13 protein-coding genes and 1 pseudogene are annotated in these 15,463 nt (G+C 54.3%); 3 read left to right on the top strand and 11 right to left on the bottom strand.

The genetic code is table 11. The features are described 5' to 3' along the window. Nucleotides 1-100 precede the first annotated feature (100 nt). The 10 genes and pseudogenes from BMW46_RS16025 to gspG all read right to left on the bottom strand — a co-directional run. Nucleotides 101-190, bottom strand: a pseudogene (locus BMW46_RS16025) (PEP-CTERM sorting domain-containing protein); the annotation flags it as partial. 172 nt (nt 191-362) lie between these two features. After that, nucleotides 363-1,034 (bottom strand): PEP-CTERM sorting domain-containing protein, encoded by a 672-nt coding sequence (locus BMW46_RS02480; RefSeq protein WP_074704153.1) that lies wholly within the window; start codon nt 1,032-1,034, stop codon nt 363-365. Nucleotides 1,035-1,206: 172 nt separating this feature from the next. Further along, nucleotides 1,207-3,087, bottom strand: coding sequence for a S8 family serine peptidase (locus BMW46_RS02475; protein ID WP_081355633.1), 1,881 nt, complete (start codon nt 3,085-3,087; stop codon nt 1,207-1,209). A 697-nt stretch (nt 3,088-3,784) separates the two neighbouring features. Next, the gene (locus tag BMW46_RS02470) at nt 3,785-4,276 is read right to left on the bottom strand and encodes a type II secretion system protein M (RefSeq protein WP_074704152.1); all 492 of its coding nucleotides are present in this window, start codon (nt 4,274-4,276) and stop codon (nt 3,785-3,787) included. Then, nucleotides 4,273-5,529, bottom strand: coding sequence for a type II secretion system protein GspL (gene gspL, locus BMW46_RS02465; RefSeq protein ID WP_256376923.1), 1,257 nt, complete (start codon nt 5,527-5,529; stop codon nt 4,273-4,275). Before gspL ends, BMW46_RS02470 begins: the two co-directional genes overlap by 4 nt. Next, nucleotides 5,526-6,440, bottom strand: a complete 915-nt coding sequence (gene gspK / locus BMW46_RS02460) for a type II secretion system minor pseudopilin GspK (RefSeq protein ID WP_074704148.1) — start codon at nt 6,438-6,440, stop codon at nt 5,526-5,528. Before gspK ends, gspL begins: the two co-directional genes overlap by 4 nt. A 4-nt stretch (nt 6,441-6,444) precedes the next feature. Then, nucleotides 6,445-7,056 carry a type II secretion system minor pseudopilin GspJ gene (gene gspJ / locus BMW46_RS02455; RefSeq protein ID WP_256376922.1) on the bottom strand — a complete coding sequence of 204 codons (612 nt, stop codon included), beginning with the start codon at nt 7,054-7,056 and terminating at the stop codon, nt 6,445-6,447. Nucleotides 7,057-7,181: 125 nt separating this feature from the next. Beyond that, nucleotides 7,182-7,589 (bottom strand): type II secretion system minor pseudopilin GspI, encoded by a 408-nt coding sequence (gene gspI, locus BMW46_RS02450; RefSeq protein WP_074704144.1) that lies wholly within the window; start codon nt 7,587-7,589, stop codon nt 7,182-7,184. Next, entirely contained in the window at nt 7,558-8,076 is a 519-nt protein-coding gene (locus tag BMW46_RS02445; protein ID WP_074704142.1) for a GspH/FimT family pseudopilin, read from the bottom strand. The genes gspI and BMW46_RS02445 overlap by 32 nt, the downstream gene beginning before the upstream one ends. Nucleotides 8,077-8,090: 14 nt before the next feature. Then, nucleotides 8,091-8,594, bottom strand: a complete 504-nt coding sequence (gene gspG / locus BMW46_RS02440; RefSeq protein WP_143049073.1) for a type II secretion system major pseudopilin GspG — start codon at nt 8,592-8,594, stop codon at nt 8,091-8,093. A gap of 381 nt (nt 8,595-8,975) precedes the next feature. Here gspG and BMW46_RS02435 point away from each other — a divergent pair, with 381 nt between their 5' ends. Then, nucleotides 8,976-10,814, top strand: a complete 1,839-nt coding sequence (locus BMW46_RS02435) for a copper oxidase (RefSeq protein WP_074704579.1) — start codon at nt 8,976-8,978, stop codon at nt 10,812-10,814. A gap of 251 nt (nt 10,815-11,065) precedes the next feature. Here BMW46_RS02435 and BMW46_RS02430 read toward each other — a convergent pair whose 3' ends face one another. Further along, complete coding sequence (locus BMW46_RS02430) at nt 11,066-12,112, bottom strand: cyanophycinase (protein ID WP_074704141.1); 1,047 nt, start codon at nt 12,110-12,112, stop codon at nt 11,066-11,068. Between the two features lie 435 nt (nt 12,113-12,547). Here BMW46_RS02430 and BMW46_RS02425 point away from each other — a divergent pair, with 435 nt between their 5' ends. Both BMW46_RS02425 and gspD read left to right on the top strand, forming a co-directional pair. After that, complete coding sequence (locus BMW46_RS02425; protein WP_074704139.1) at nt 12,548-13,078, top strand: type II secretion system protein N; 531 nt, start codon at nt 12,548-12,550, stop codon at nt 13,076-13,078. A gap of 12 nt (nt 13,079-13,090) precedes the next feature. Next, a complete protein-coding gene (gene gspD, locus BMW46_RS02420; RefSeq protein ID WP_074704137.1) occupies nt 13,091-15,460 on the top strand; it encodes a type II secretion system secretin GspD in 2,370 nt (789 codons plus the stop codon). Nucleotides 15,461-15,463: the final 3 nt, after the last annotated feature.

The following is a 15,463-nucleotide window of genomic DNA, read 5'->3' as shown; positions in this document are numbered from 1 at the left end:
CGATCCGGTCCACCGCCAATCCGTCTCTGCCGTTACCCCAAAAAAGGCTCGCCGAAGCGAGCTTTTTATCTGGAATAGCGAAGCTGATTAAGCAAGCTTCTCTCTGCCTGCGCGATACACCCCATCCCAGCAGACCCAGCCCGAGAAGGGCAAGGGTCGACGGCTCCGGAAGTTCTTGCGGCGGTGGCCCGCTGAGTTTGGTAGGTCCTGTGCGAACTGGCTGTAGGTCGGAATGGATGTAAAAAAAATCGACAGGAATGGGGGGTAACACTGAAATATCCCAGCTTCTGATCTATCTGGCCGCGTTACCCCCAAAAAAAAGCTCGCCGAAGCGAGCTTTTTAACTGTAACACCGGATCTTTTTAAGCAAGCTTATTTCTCTGCCTGCGCGATACACCAAATCCCAGCAGACCCAGCCCGAGAAGGGCAAGTGTGGTCGGCTCCGGAAGCTCTTGCGGCGGCGGGCCGCCGAGTTCGGTAGGTCCTAGACGAACTTGCTGTAAATCAGAAATCCCTGTCATTTGAACAGTACTGTCGATCGTTACTTTCACCATTACTTGGTTATCCAGGGAAAAACCAGTGAAAAAGTTCTCCCCGGAACCACTAAGTGGCTGATTCAAGAAGCTGAAGGTTGTGCCGAACTGATCCAACAGAAAGATGTCAGCAGTACCGTCTGTGGCAGCATCAATATTGAACTGGACTTTCGAGAATCCAAGATTGGGATCGACCAAGCCGAAATCAATAAAGTTAAATGAACCATCAGCTGCTTCAATACGTGCCTGCCCTCCCGCCGGAGCAAAAATGTCTTCGTTACTTGTGAATCTGACAAGCTCACCTGTAGGCGCCGGATTGAGCTGTCCGATAACTTCATGATCAAGAGTTGGATCAGGTTGATTAAAAAGCACATTATCCACATCTCCCGAGCCCCCTACCAGTCCTGGGCTTAACTGAAGAGTCGCGAATGTATTTCCTGATAAAAACACGCCGAGCAAAGCAACTCCGGCGCAGATCTTAAGTTTCCTCATGCCGTTCATGTTATGCCCTCCCAAGTAAGAAATTATCTCCCCCGCTTAATACGAAGCAAGTTAGATGCCAATGAGAAAGCCTATGAAAAACCTGAAGTTTCTTCCATCTTCCCGGACTGAGTGTAAAAATTTACGACATGTCAATGGGTAATAGGATGCTCCTTGTTACTGCCTCTATCAGTTACTTGATCACTATTACATTTACCGAAGCAGACGCCGTATTGCCCGCAGCATCTCTGGCGACCGCCCGGATGGTGTGTGCTCCCGCGCGAACATTGTTTGGACGGGTGTTCCAGCTATATCCTAACGTACTTCCTTTTCCGGTAGCCTTGAGCGCACCGTCGATGTAGAGCATATGGGTGATTCCGGAAGCGCCGCTATCATCACTTGCATTCACGCTGATGGCCACATTGCTGCCCGAGACATTGCCCGCGACCGGGTTTACGATCCTCACCTGTGGGACGGTAATATCCCTGGTCACCGTTGTCGTTCCGTTTGCCACGTTCACCGAGACGGCGGTCGAAGCCTTGGAGTTGCCGGCTGCATCGAATGCATAAGCAACCAGGCTCGCCATGCCATTGGCCACACCCCTCGAATCCCATGTGAAGGCGAACGGCGCCGAGGTGTCGACCGCAACCGTGGTGTTGTTGACCCGTAATTCGACACGGGCCACTCCGACGTTATCGCTTGCAGCCACGTTTACGCCGACCAGGCCCGTCACGCTTGATCCGCCCGCAGGGGAAGTGATGGAAGCCGCCGGGGCCTGCGTATCCGCTACCAGCGCGGTCCCGGCGGCAGCCTGCACCGCACGCGCAGCGTTCACTCGTCCATAGCCATAGTAAGGATCGCGCCCTGGCATTCCAAGATCCATTGCCGTGGAATACAGCAGACTCTCGATCTGGGTATTGGATAATGTCGGCTTTGCCGCCATCATGAGCGCCACCACGCCAGCCGTTACCGGGCTTGAGAATGACGTGCCGGAAACCGCGCCATAGCCGCCACCCTTGGTAGTGCTCCAGATTCCTGCACCGGGAGCCGCGAGAGCAATGTAATTACCATAGCTCGACCAACTGGTCCGTGCGTCATTTCCGTCAGTGGCAGAGACAGGAATCATGCTAGTGGTTGCTGCGTAATTTTGCTGCACGCCGGTGTTGCCACCGCTGACAACGACGAGACCGCCTTTGTTCTTCATGTATTGCGCCGCGCTGCGGGTGCTCGAACTGTCGGTCAGTCCGAGGAAGCTGGCATTGGCGACGCGCACCCCGCGGTCTGCCGCATAGATAAGCCCTTGAGAAATCGCACTCCAGGTAGCATACCCATCAGAGCCACTTACTCGGATCGGCATGATCTTCGCCCGTGCCGCCACCGAGGCTACCCCCAGCGCATTATTGCCTGCCGCTGCCGCCGCACCCGCAACCTTGGTTCCATGCCCGTAGACATCCGATGTGTTGGAGTTGTTCTCGTAGAAATTCCAGCCCGGCACCAGTTCCGTAGCCAGATCAGGATGGGTGCTATCGACTCCTGAATCCAGAATGGCGATGATCACACCGCTGCCCAGGGAACTGTCCCAGGCGGACGGAGCGCCAATCTTGGGCAGATGCCAGGCGCTGCCATAGTAGGGATCGTTGGGAACGAGCGCAGGTTCGACTTCCTGGTCGATCTCGGCAAACTTGAATGCCGGATGATGCGCCAGCCTTGCCGCCACCGCTTTCTCGGAAGCATTACCCGGCAAGTCCACGATGTACAGATCGCTCTGCCCGATCTTCCTGCCCTTGCCGCCATGTTCACCCAGAATCTTTGCCAGTTCCTTTTCCGGCAATCCGGCCCGTGGCATGACCAGGATGCGACCCTTCGCCCAGCCAAGCGGCTTGTTCACTCCAGGTCCTCTGCCTTCCGGAGGTTCTGCACTGGAAATGGCCGGAGCCAATCCCAGGAAAGCTCCCAGTATCGCCACTGCAAAGCGGCAGCGGGATGAGACAGCACCTGCGCGTATGGTTGATATAAGCCTCTCGGCATGCCGGGCCGGTAAACCGGCCTGCTCTTCCCTCTTGTTGGCGTTCACGTTCGACTCCTTTCTGATTGTGAAAAATCAAGTTTCAAAAAAAGCAGCAATAAATCTGTAGGTCGTACGTTGATAACGCGCCCTGCGCCTTTCCATAGAAATCTGGAAATAAGCAAGCCAATACTTATCCAATCCGGGGTTGCTGATTGAGATGCAGCGCGCTGGCCCGAAGCTGAAGTTCTGAGACTCCTGCCGGAATATCGGTCGAGCTAGCGGCTCGCGCCGTAGCCTGCAATGGAATGGTTCAGGGAATTAGCTGAGGAAATTCTCTGTGACATCATGGGCAAATCGAATTGCCGCAAAACAAACTAACAAACTGAATGGGTTCCTGCAGAGCAGCGCTCTCTCAAATATTTCTTTTGTTGTTTCAGTCCCTATCTTTTCCAATAAATGATCAGCTTGAGCTCGTTAAAGCATTTTCTATGCCAACCATGCTTTTTTAGCTAAAACAGATACTTGAGGGGAAGCGGGTTCCCCTTGACCGTCGCCTTCCAGCGACGCAGAAATGAGCGGTAGAGGATAGATTCTTGAGAATAAGGGGATGCGAGTGTCGTTGAAAAGCGACGAGACTATGACGAATGAAGTCCGAGGGTAAGAAACATCTGTGGGGATAAGATTATCTTCTGGCGTAACTGCTACCGCTTATCGGTCACAGCTCGCCAAAAAACGCTATAACGGGTCTGGCCGTTATTGGGCACTACTCTGTAGTGGCACGAACGAATGTTCCCGTCACGGTCACTATTCCCGGTTCGGGCAAGGCCTCAATCCGGCCCTTTTCGAAACGCACACGCTGTAACTGCATTGCTACAGTCCACTTCAGCCAATCCGCGAAGGGCACAGCCTTAAACGTGACCTGAACCTGATCATCCCCCAGCGCATCAATGCCATTCAAAGCATGAGAAAGTCCGAGGATGTCTGCCTGGGTTTGCGCGAGTGCATGCAAATCGCCGGATGACGGGGGCGGGGATGGGGCAACCTTTATATGCTCGTACCCAACCGCCTGTTGCTCGAACTCTTTCGCCTGGACGCGCAGTTGCGGAAGGTTCGAGCGCAACCGGGTACGCGCCCTGTCCGCCGAGCTGACCAGCCACAGATAAAGTACCGCACTCAAAACCACCCCTAATATTGTGATGACCCGCCGCTCACGGGGAGAGCGTGATTCCCATGCTTTCCGCAGCCGTTTCCTCACGGAGTCCTCACCACGAGCACAACGATTCCGGCTCCCGCATCTGCCGGTGCCGAATTGATATCCACACTCAGATCGTTTTCCCGCAACCGGGCGGCAATACGGTTCGCGAGTCCTTCCTCGGCGGCCAGCTCAAGCATTATTCTTCCGCTATCATAGGAAATCGCATGCAGACTGCCAGAGGCTAGTTCGCTCAATGCCGGTCCCACTGTTTTGATCATGGGCAAGAAATCGGCGGTATCGGGAACCCCTGCCGCATGCCGCGCTTCGATGAGCTTTCGGCGCATCTGTAGCGCAGGGTCCACTACCGCGACCGCAGCCGGAAATAGGGCGCGAAACCGGGTTTCCATTTGCTGATGCAAGGCACGCTCTTCATTGGCAAGCAATGCCCAGTCAGCGGCAACGGCTAAGGAGTGGATCACCAATGCTGCCGCGCCGATACAGACTGCTGGCCGCAGACGTGAAAGAAGTCCACTGAAAAGAGGCCAGCGTTTGTGTTTCTGGAGCAAGCTGATACTGGATTGCGGTGCCCTGCGCCAATCCCAGGTCCCCGCAATATATACAGGAATACCGAGCACCCGTTGCCACGCTTCGATATCTGGCGCTCCCACGGGATTCTTCATGATCCCACCGGCACTCCTCTCAAATGTCATTGAGCCTTCAGGCTCAATTGTATAGAGCGCGATGGATGTCGGTCTCGCTCCATGCCTTTCCGCATCTTCGAGCATGAGATGCAATGACAGCGGAGGAGATGCGTCGTCTCCGCAATCTGTTGCTCCCCCTTCAAACTCGCCGGTGCGCACAAAACCTTCCTGGCCATCCCAGACGAAACTCCATTCTCCCGGCGTCCATGGCAATAACAGTGTTTCACAGTAAATTTCATCCACTTGGATAGCAGCTGCCTGAAGCGCATCGAGACACTGCGTCAAACCTTTTTTATCCACTGTCGCGAGTATGCCTTCGTCTCCAGCGGAACCGATCCAGCTCACCTGATTAGCGTCAGGCTCACGCAGCATCTCTTCTTCAACCGCAAAAGCCAGTACTGATCCAGTCTGCCGCCTCGCAGCGTCAGGTAAGCGTGCCCGTGTGAGCAAAACCTGGGCAGCTGGAATGATCAACTGGAGAGAACTCGCGTTTTTCGGCAGATCAGCTATCTGCCCTTCTCCTGTCAAGGGCAGTCCATCATCGCTAATCCATATCCACTGGCAACTCAATGATTCCTCCAGAAGAGGACACCGGATTCTTAGCAGACTCATGAATATTTACGCCAGACAATAGCGGGCCAGCCGCCCTCCTCACGGTTAAGGAGGATCACTCCCCCGGCATGGGCTTCTCCGATAACTACGCTGAGGGTCGTGAGAAAATAATTGCTACTGGTGCCAATATCGTTTTCCTCTACCGCAGCGCCCTGAGGAAGACGGTTGAGAAAATCGGCATGATCACGAAAATGGGCGCGCGCGCGCTGGAGAGTCAATATGCGGGCATTTCCAATTCCCAGACCCTCAACAACGGCAGCAAGCACTTCGGGGGGCGCCGTATTGACATTGACAGTGGTAAAGCTCGGCAGAGCCGTCACGAACGGGCGCAAACGCACGCGGATATCCCTGTTGAAACCACGAATGCGGGCCAGTTCCGCTACATCGGTCAAGGGCCTGTTGGCAGTAAGGTAAGAAGGGTTCAGCACACCGTAATATTCATCCTCGGCGCCGTGCTGGGGACGAGGTTCGCTGTCAACGTCTATCCAGTCAGCCAATGCATCGGCAAGCGCATCCGGCAAATCGAGCAAGGCCAGCAAGCGCTTGAAGTAAGCAAGCTGTGTCGCACTGATTTTTCCATCGGGAGCCAGGTTGTTCAGATTGAACAAGCCCTGCTGATCGTGGATGTGGCCCGTGAGTTCACCGTTTTCAACGGGCATTGCCGGAATTTGCAATGCCCAGGGTTCGCCCAGGTGATCGATACTGCCCATACGGCTGTCATCGCTCAGCACAGCGCGGACCCAGTCCACCCCCGCCTTGACCATCGCTTGCGCCTGAACGTAATCCTGCGCAAGCTGGCTTTGCCGTGACCAGATACCCTGGGCGGTAATGATCGCTGTTGCGGTTATCGACGCGAGCGCCACGACACCCATGGCAAGCACGACTGCTACCCCACGTTGTCCTGTTCTCATGGTTTCATTGGAAAATACGTTCTATTTCCTCTCCCGAGGCAAGGGCAATGCGCAGGCGCACGGCTTGTGGAATGGAAGAAATCGTAGACACCGGCGCGTCAGGCGCTCCACTTGGCCATGCATTCACCCATGCACGATTTGCGGTAAGATAGTGCAACTCCATTTTCGCCACCCCAGCCAATACCGGATAACGCATGGCCACTGTCCGGGGGCCGATGTCGAGACCAGGCCACAACCAAAGCTCGATTTCCCGTTTATCATTCAACTGATAGGCGATCCGCCGTGCGGCATCCGTTTCTTCGATGGAACCCAGACGACTGAATTCCATGTAAGGCAATAAGCCCCCATCGGGTGCGGCTTTAATCACTCCACGCCAGGCCGGCAAGACGCCTGAGCCGGTTCGAACCGGACGCGGTATCGCAAGTTGCACATCATGCTCAAACCTTGTGAGGAATAAATTTATGCGGCGCCATTTTTCAGTTTCCCGCTTGACATACTCTTGCGCATCGAGTATCGCTCCAAGTCCACGATAAGACATCACTGCCAGCAAAGACAGAACAGTCAGCGCAACCAGCAGCTCAATCAGGGTAAATCCCTGGAATCCGGTTTCACGCATGGATTTCATGGAAATGGATTATGAATACCTTCCTCGTCGGCGATATGAAGGCAAGAAGTCATAGGAGTGTTGAGCAGCATCTTCCATTCCATATAAGCTGCCATCGCCCTGTTCCGACAGCTTGCTCACGGATTCCCCGGGACTGCCGGTTGCGCCAGGTATCCTGTCAGATGCGCAAGCAGGTGCGATTCTCCAACAGGCGCAAATACCGAAATATTGGCTCGCCGAAATGAGGGATTTGCGGTTTCCGTAATATCCGCCCGCCACGTGAAATCCATATTTCCTTGTTTTGCTGTTCCACGATATGTGCCCGGCGATGGCCAGGCGCCACGGGTACGCTGCTCTGTCAGGAGATTTTCCGCAACCCATCCCGCCAGCAGGCGCGAGCGCAATTCACCGACATTGAGCGTACCCTGCCCTGCGACACGTAATGCGGCCATGAGAGCAACCGCAATGATTGCCAATGCGACCAGAACCTCAACCAGCGTGAATCCCCGGCCTCTACCGCAGCTGCCCGGATATGATTTCATCATTCGGTCTTCCCTCTCCCGGCAATGCCTGCACATCGCCGACCGGAGATCCTGCGACTGTATAGCGCTCCGTCCCAAAAGATATCTTTATGGCGTAAGCCGGCATGAAACCGTGAGGATGGAACTCCAGCCGCATAAAATCTGCTGGCGACATCTCGATCAACATCCCCGCGATCTTCATCCCCTGCGGAAACTTCCGCTCACGGAAGAGATCATTGTTACGAATTTCCGACCAACCGGCACCCCGTTGATTCCCCCAGAACCGATAGCTTGCGCCGTCTGTTGTCCAGGCGACAGATCTTCCTGACATGCGCGCCTCGGTTCCCGCCAGGTCAAGGAGTTGCGCCAGCCGTTCCGCTTCGACACGAAGAAGAGCCCGTTCGTCCGGTTGCACCGTGCTGCTGATCAGTCCAGCAAAAAGCCCGATGATCACCAGTGCGACAAGTACTTCGATGAGCGTGAATCCGCCTCCGGCTTTTATCTCAGTCACGAATCCTGTTGGCCTTACAGATTCCAGGAGCCGATATCCGCATCGTTACCGTCTCCCCCGCGGGCACCATCTGCCCCGAAACTGAAAACGTCGATTTCGCCGTGAACCCCAGGGTTCAGGTATTGATAAGGGTTGCCCCAGGGATCCTTTGGAAGACGCTCGATATATCCTCCGGCTTTCCAGTTGGGTGGAATCGGTGGATCGGTCGGCTTCGTTACCAGCGCCTGCAATCCCTGTTCGGTCTTGGGGTAGCGATGGTTGTCAAGACGGTACAGCTTAAGCATCTGCATCAGGCTTGCGACATCCTGTTTTGCCGCGATGATACGCGCTTCGTCAGGACGACTGATGATTTTCGGCACCACCATTACAGCGAGAATTCCTAGAATCACGACCACCACCATGACCTCGAGCAAAGTAAAGCCATGCTGCCTTCCGCGCGGTTCATGCTCCAGGGCGGTCAAATGGCCTGAAGCGCGTAGTCTTTCAGAGAGCAGATTGGAAACAGATTTCTCCATCATTTTTATGTAAATACCTATCAAAAAACGGACAAAATGGAACGAAGATTACTCAAGAAACTGTTCATTGTCGATTCCGGTTTTGCACCATGGCACGCGCCTCCCGATCTGTCCTCATAATCCATGTCTCGATGCAGCGCAACATTGGCCTCGCCGATAAAAATTTTCAGCTGCCTCAGGAAGTGACGTCAACAATAATCTCAAAAAAAACATATCCCTTATTCGCCAAACAGGAATAAATTAACGCTTATTTTGCATGTTTAGAATCAGGGAAGCCGGAAAACAAATGACAGACGGGAACAACGTCTGCAGTTGCATCAAGCATGGAATTTTTCATACGTAGCAATTTTCATTATCAAACTTCTAAAGGGGAATACACTTATCATGCCAATATCATCATTAAAGGGCACCTGCATCTACAGATATGTTTCTATCGCCGCCATGATGGCCCTGTTCCACCCGGGAGTCAGTCTTGCTGGTGGAAACGAAGTCAACTTCTCGCTCACCGATAACCCTGCCCGCTGGTTTGATACCGGCACAACAATTGCCGGCACGCGCTCGCTGGCCGTGGCAAAACCGGGGGTGCGGGTAAATTTTTCAGGGAATTCAAACACGGTTCACACCCGAACCAGCGTAATTTATCCAACAGGCGCAGCGGGTATGCCGTTTAACACCCCACCAAGAAAAGGCGGAGACAGCGTTACCTTGAAAACCCCCGGTTTGTATGTCTTTACCTGCAGTATCCATCCCTACATGCTAGGGGCCGTCATTGTCGATGACCCGAATACGAGCGGGCTGGATTTGGGGAATTCTATCAGCTTGATCAACGGCATCACGGTTCCAAGCAGCAGTGATCTCGCCACCCGTTTGCTGCACACCTTCTTTGTCGCGACCAATCCGGCAAACTGGCAGAATTACGCCTCCAATACGCCCTGGCACATCACCTATCCGAATGTGGATGTGCGGGTGGACATAGGCGTAGTCAATCTACCTGCCGTGCTCAATGCCCGCTATGGGAATGATCGCGTCCTGGAGTCTCTCCAGAATCCGGTCATGCCCGCAGTGGGCGAAGTATGGGTGGCAACGCAGTTCGAAACCGCTTCCGGCAAATCAAAACCAGGCACGGTTACCGCTGTAAGCGGCGCAACGTGGGAGGTAACCCGAAAGGTCGCATTACCGTCGATCAACATGAATAACGCGCACAACATGTGGACCGATCGAAATCAGAATCTCATTTACGCGACGCAATGGTTCGACAGTAAATTAGCCGTCTACGATCGTCAGACAGGAGCATTGATTCGCAATGTGTCGGTAGGTGAAGCACCGGCTCATGTGATGACGCGGACGGATACCGACGAGCTTCATGTCACCAACAATGGAGACACACGGACAGACTCGGTCATGGAACTTGCGCCACTTGCGACCGGAGTGGAGCGGCGTATAGATATCGGACGGGGAAATGCTCATGCGCACTGGATGAGCCATGATGGAAAAAGAATGGTTACCCCGAATGTCCTCACGGGGGATACCACACAGTATAGCTTCGGCTCAAACAGTGTCGAGTCCATTCTGCCCGCGAGCACTCCCTTTGGTCACCCGCTGGCCACGGGAATGATGCCGGATGCCAGCAAGTATTATGTGGCCAACATGCTGGACAACACGATGACGGTGATCAACATGAACACTCATGCCGTTATCAAGACCATCAATCTGATTGCCAACTATAACCCGGTCACCGGCGCGATTACCGGTCCTGTAGGCGCTCTGCCGATTCAAACTCCTGTCTCTCCGGATGGGAAAAACATGGTGACCGCCAATATGCTCACCGGGACCATTACCGTGATCGATACTCGTCCCGGCGTACCAACTTCAGACACGGTTGTTGCCATGCTTCCATGTGATCCCGGCTGCCATGGTGTGCAATATGGCGCCAAGCAGGGAGGGGGATACTATGCCTATGTTGCGAGCAAATTTTCGAATAGATTACTCGTCGTCGATCCCGATCCAAATGGAGATGGCAATCCATCGGATGCTGTAATTGCGGGAAAAGTAGGGCTCTTCGCGTCTGCGGGAACTCAGGGTGATGCCACCATTACCGGGAATCCGGGGATGGGGGGTCAAGGCGTCCTCCCAGTCCCCGTCATCTACAATGGCTGGGTTCAGAATTTACCTGCCACATGGAAAAGCCAGTTGACGGCTGCCCAACAGAACCCGGCCCAGTAGCAATTTGTAAGATTATTACCTGGGGTAGAAAACTCCAGCCAATGGAAAGCGGTGAGATGGCTCGACTGTCTCACCGGTTCTCTGTATCTCCTCCTGTTCACATACTAAAAACTGGGTTGCCCCCTGTTAAGATTGGCCGCAGCACCTCGACAGCCCTGTCTGGATGCCACCGGCGCAGCCATCGTCACATCACCCATTCGCGGCGCACAGGCGGGATCCTATTATCTCCTGAACAGCCGCAGGCACATCGCTCAATAAATTCCACCCCCGGGCTGAGACGAGACCAACACACCGGTTTCAGCTGAAAGATCATACTTGGTCGTGCCATTTCCCGGACTCGTCCACCGGCCGAGATGGAATGATCCCGATCCCGAGAGTCTGTCTACCATGACATTGCGAAAAGTCAGAGGCTGACCGCTTTGACAGACGGTTGGGGCAATTGTGGGCCTTAGAAAATATGCCGAGCCGACCCCCAGGCGAATTGCAATGCCATTATCAATCCCCAGCGCGGTTTCGACATCCAGACCAATGCCGCGGGCGGATTCAACACTTACCCATTGATCCTGGATGGTGCGCGCGAGAAAGGTGAGAAGGCGTCCCATCCGATCACGCGTGTCGAGATGCGCATCGGCAATTACCCCATTCAAGCCCGGCGCAGTCAGAAATTCTCGATCGAGAGTCATGCGACGGTTATAAGGATCGGCCAACGCATCGTCAGAGTACACCGTGCCATTCAACGCTACAAAGTCAAACTGACCGAGAACTGCAAGTCCCGCGCTGGTGCCGCCGATAGGCGCATTGCGGCCAATCAGTTCATTAATCGCCGTTTCGAGCGCAGTTCCTTTCCAGAGATTAATGTAATCACTCTGGTCGCCGCCCGCGATAAACAAAATTTCCGCTTTTTTGATCCGATCGAGCACGAACGGATCGCTGGCCGCCTCACGCGTCTTTATGACCAGTGTCTCGATGGAATCTATACCGCCCATGTCGTAGACATACTGGTTGTAGCCGTCGGCCCCCCGTACACGGATCACCACAAAGTCGCCGCCCCCCGCCTTCTGGATCATCCACTTGAATGCAGCGTCCACGTCGGGACCTCCACCCATCAAGAGAGTTGATGGCGATGGTGGCCTTTGCGGCAGGACAGCATCAACCGCGTTGCCCGTAAGGTAATATTCGTAGCCTTTGGGCTTGGGCTCTGCCAAAACCCCAAAGGCCGTGAAGACCGCAGCAGCAACCAGGGCAAGGTGGGCAAAAAGCCGCAGGAAGGATTTATTGGCACAATCTCTGATATCCATTATCTCCCTTTAAAGAGAAGGATCGGGCTAAACAGGGCCGATCACTTGTTTTGTTCGAGTAATGCCATTGGCGCCAAATGCTTTCAAGCGAAAAGAAGATGAAAACAGGGTTTAATTCCGCCCCGGACAGAGTTCATAAAGGAGTATAAACATGTTTATGTTAGCAGCTATTCAGCTCATACGCGGCCACAGGCAAAGTGGAATACACTCGCACACTTCGCCAGGCCTCAATACGCCTGAACAAGGTACAATTGCACTCATGAGCAATTCAGCAAAATCTGACCGATAAAAAGTGACATCACCAAATCTCACGGAATATGCATCAATCTCCACCATGAACTATCGTTTTTTTCAGGAACCGGTTATAAGAATCCATTCCTGATCGAAATTCTCCGATTTTTACTTCAGCCGTATTGAAAAGTTAAGCATTAAAGAATGCCGGAAATCTCGATCGACCGGTCGAATCGTGCGCAAAAAGCCCTTGTATATCTAATCATCCTCGCTGCACTCGCGCTGCTTGGAGGGGTACTGTTGTACTGGACACTTCTTTGGTTCATCCCCCACCCTCAGCCCAACCTCGAGTCAGGCACGCGTGCGGACATGGAAGCGGCCGAAGATGTATCGACTGTGAGTGACCTGTTCGGTATTGCACAACGAGAACAACCATCTATTGCTGTTCCTGCCGGACCTGAGATCAGGCTGTTCGGGGTTGTCGCCGCTTCCGGGCGCGGGCGGGGATACGCGATCCTGCAAGTGGATGGAAAAGAGACGCTTGCGGTGCTCGAAGGTGAAAACATCGCTCCCGGCCTCCAGCTGGCTGAGATTCATGCCGAATATATTGTCCTAGAACGTGACGGAATGCGGGAAACACTTGCATTGCCGCGTCAGAACCCGCCTGCAGACCCTACTCGTCCGGTGGAGACAGACCTGCCTGTCGAACTTCACGCGCCGGTCATAACTGAATGATGCCGTCATCTCATGGGCTACAGAGGTAAAATCGTGCGGCATCGCTCGCTATGTGCAGTTTTTTTATGGATGGCAGTGGCAGGCTGGGTCACGGAGGCTTGGCCCGTAAATCCCTCTGTCACCCTGCCCGTCGAGGAAATTGACGCCCCGCCGAGAGCCCTGCCGGAGGCGGATTCCCTGCGTGCCAGTAAACCTAGATCTTCCTCCGGTCAGGATCTCGTTACACTCAACTTCGTCAATGCCGATATTGAAGGCGTGGTGAAAGCAGTCAGCGAAATTACCCGGAAAAATTTCATGCTCGACCCGCGCGTCAAGGGTACGATCAATATCGTTTCAGCCAAGCCAGTGCCGAGGTCGTCGGTCTACGAAGTATTCCTGTCAGCATTGCGATTGCATGGATATGCAGTTATTGAGGATTACGGCATCATCAGGATCGTTCCGGAAAGTGATGCCAAGCTATACCAGAGCCCGACACTTGGCCCCACGAACAAGCGGCAGCTCGCAGGAGACCGTATCCAGACCCAGGTATTTACGCTGCAGTACGAATCCGCGGTGCAGATGGTGCCTATCCTGCGTCCGCTGATCGCTCCAAACAACAGTATCACTGCAAATCCCACCAGTAACACGCTGGTTATTACAGACTACGCGAGCAATCTCCAACGCCTGGCGAAAATAATTGATTCGATGGATCAGCCAAGTGGAACCGATCCTGTCTCGATACCCCTTCAGCACGCCTCGGCGATCGATGTCGCGCAAACCGTGAACCGGCTGTTTTCGGAATCGACGCAATCCCAGGGCGAGGGCGCCGCGGACCCCACCCAGCAGCGTTTCACAGTCGTCGCCGATGCTCGCTCGAATACCCTCCTTGCACGCTCCGGAAACAGGGCAGCGCTTGCGCGTCTACGCCAACTGGTAACAGTCCTCGATTCCCCAACCAGCGCTGCCGGCAACATGCACGTCGTTTTTCTCAAGAATGCCGATGCAGTCAGGCTTGCGGAAACCCTCAGGGCGATCTATCACAACATGGCGTCCCCGGTTTCCTCATCTTCAGGACTGAGTCAGGCAACCGGCACAGCTTTTGGAACGTCTTCCCTTGGTACATCCACCAGCGGGGGGATGGGTGCCTCATCAGGTACCTCAATAGGCGGCTCGATGGGCAATTCCATGCCCGGTTCCAGCCTTGGTGCGGGGACTGCTCCCGCTGCTTCCACCGTCACCCCGGCTCCGATGCAAACTGGCGCGACTTCCGCCACACCCGGCATCATTCAGGCGGATGCGGCCACCAACTCGATCATTATTACTGCCCCGGATGCTATTTATAATAATTTGCGCGCGGTGGTAGAGAAGCTCGACGTGCGCCGCGTGCAGGTTTATATTGAAGCGCTGATTGCCGAAATCACTGCCGACAGAGCCGCGGAATTCGGCATTCAGTGGCAGAACCTGAGCAATGCCGCGCAAGGCGGAACCCAGGTTTTCGGTGGCACCAATTTCAATGCGGGCACTGCCGGGGGTGGCAGTATTATCTCCACCGCCCAGAATCCGATAGCGAATGCAGCCTCCGGTCTGACTATCGGCATCATGAATGGCCTTGTCACGGCTATTCCCGGCATTGGCCCTGTTCTCAACATTCATACGCTCATCCGCGCGCTGGAAACGGATACCAATGCCAACATTCTTTCCACCCCCACCTTGCTGACACTGAATAACGAAGAAGCCAGAATCATCATCGGGCAGAACGTTCCGATTCCCACCGGCCAATTCATTCCGCCAGTGGGCGGCGCCGTTACCTCCCCGTTTCAGACCGTTTCACGCCAGGATGTGGGATTATCATTGAAGATCAAGCCCCTTATCTCGGAAGGCAATACTGTCCGTGTGCAGATTTTTCAGGAAGTCTCGAGCGTCGTTCCTGGCACGGTCAACGCCACCAACGGGTTGATTACCAACAAACGCTCGATAGAATCGACAGTGCTGGTGGACGACGGGCAGATTCTCGTGCTCGGCGGTCTGATGCAGGATTCGGTAAATGATTCGGTTGAAAGAATTCCAGTGGTCGGAGCGATTCCGCTGGTCGGACAATTGTTCAGTTACAACAAGCGGTCACGCAACAAAACCAATCTGATGGTATTCCTGCGGCCAACGCTGATACGAGCGAGCGATGCTGCCGATCCGCTTTCTGACGCACAGTACGATCGGGTGCTGGGCGAACAGAAAAAAGCCAGGCCCGGGTTTAATCTTGTGCTTCCGGATATGGAATCGCCTACTTTGCCGCCGCGTCAACCGCCGCCTGTCATCCTTGATGACAACGTCACTCCCGATGATCCCGAGATCTCCAATGTTCAAGGCAACTGGGATACCGGGGGAGTGATGGATAATACACCCTGAAAC

This window comes from Nitrosospira multiformis, assembly GCF_900111585.1.
GTDB classification, from domain to species: domain Bacteria; phylum Pseudomonadota; class Gammaproteobacteria; order Burkholderiales; family Nitrosomonadaceae; genus Nitrosospira; species Nitrosospira multiformis_B.
This window is presented reverse-complemented; position numbering and strand designations above follow the sequence as displayed.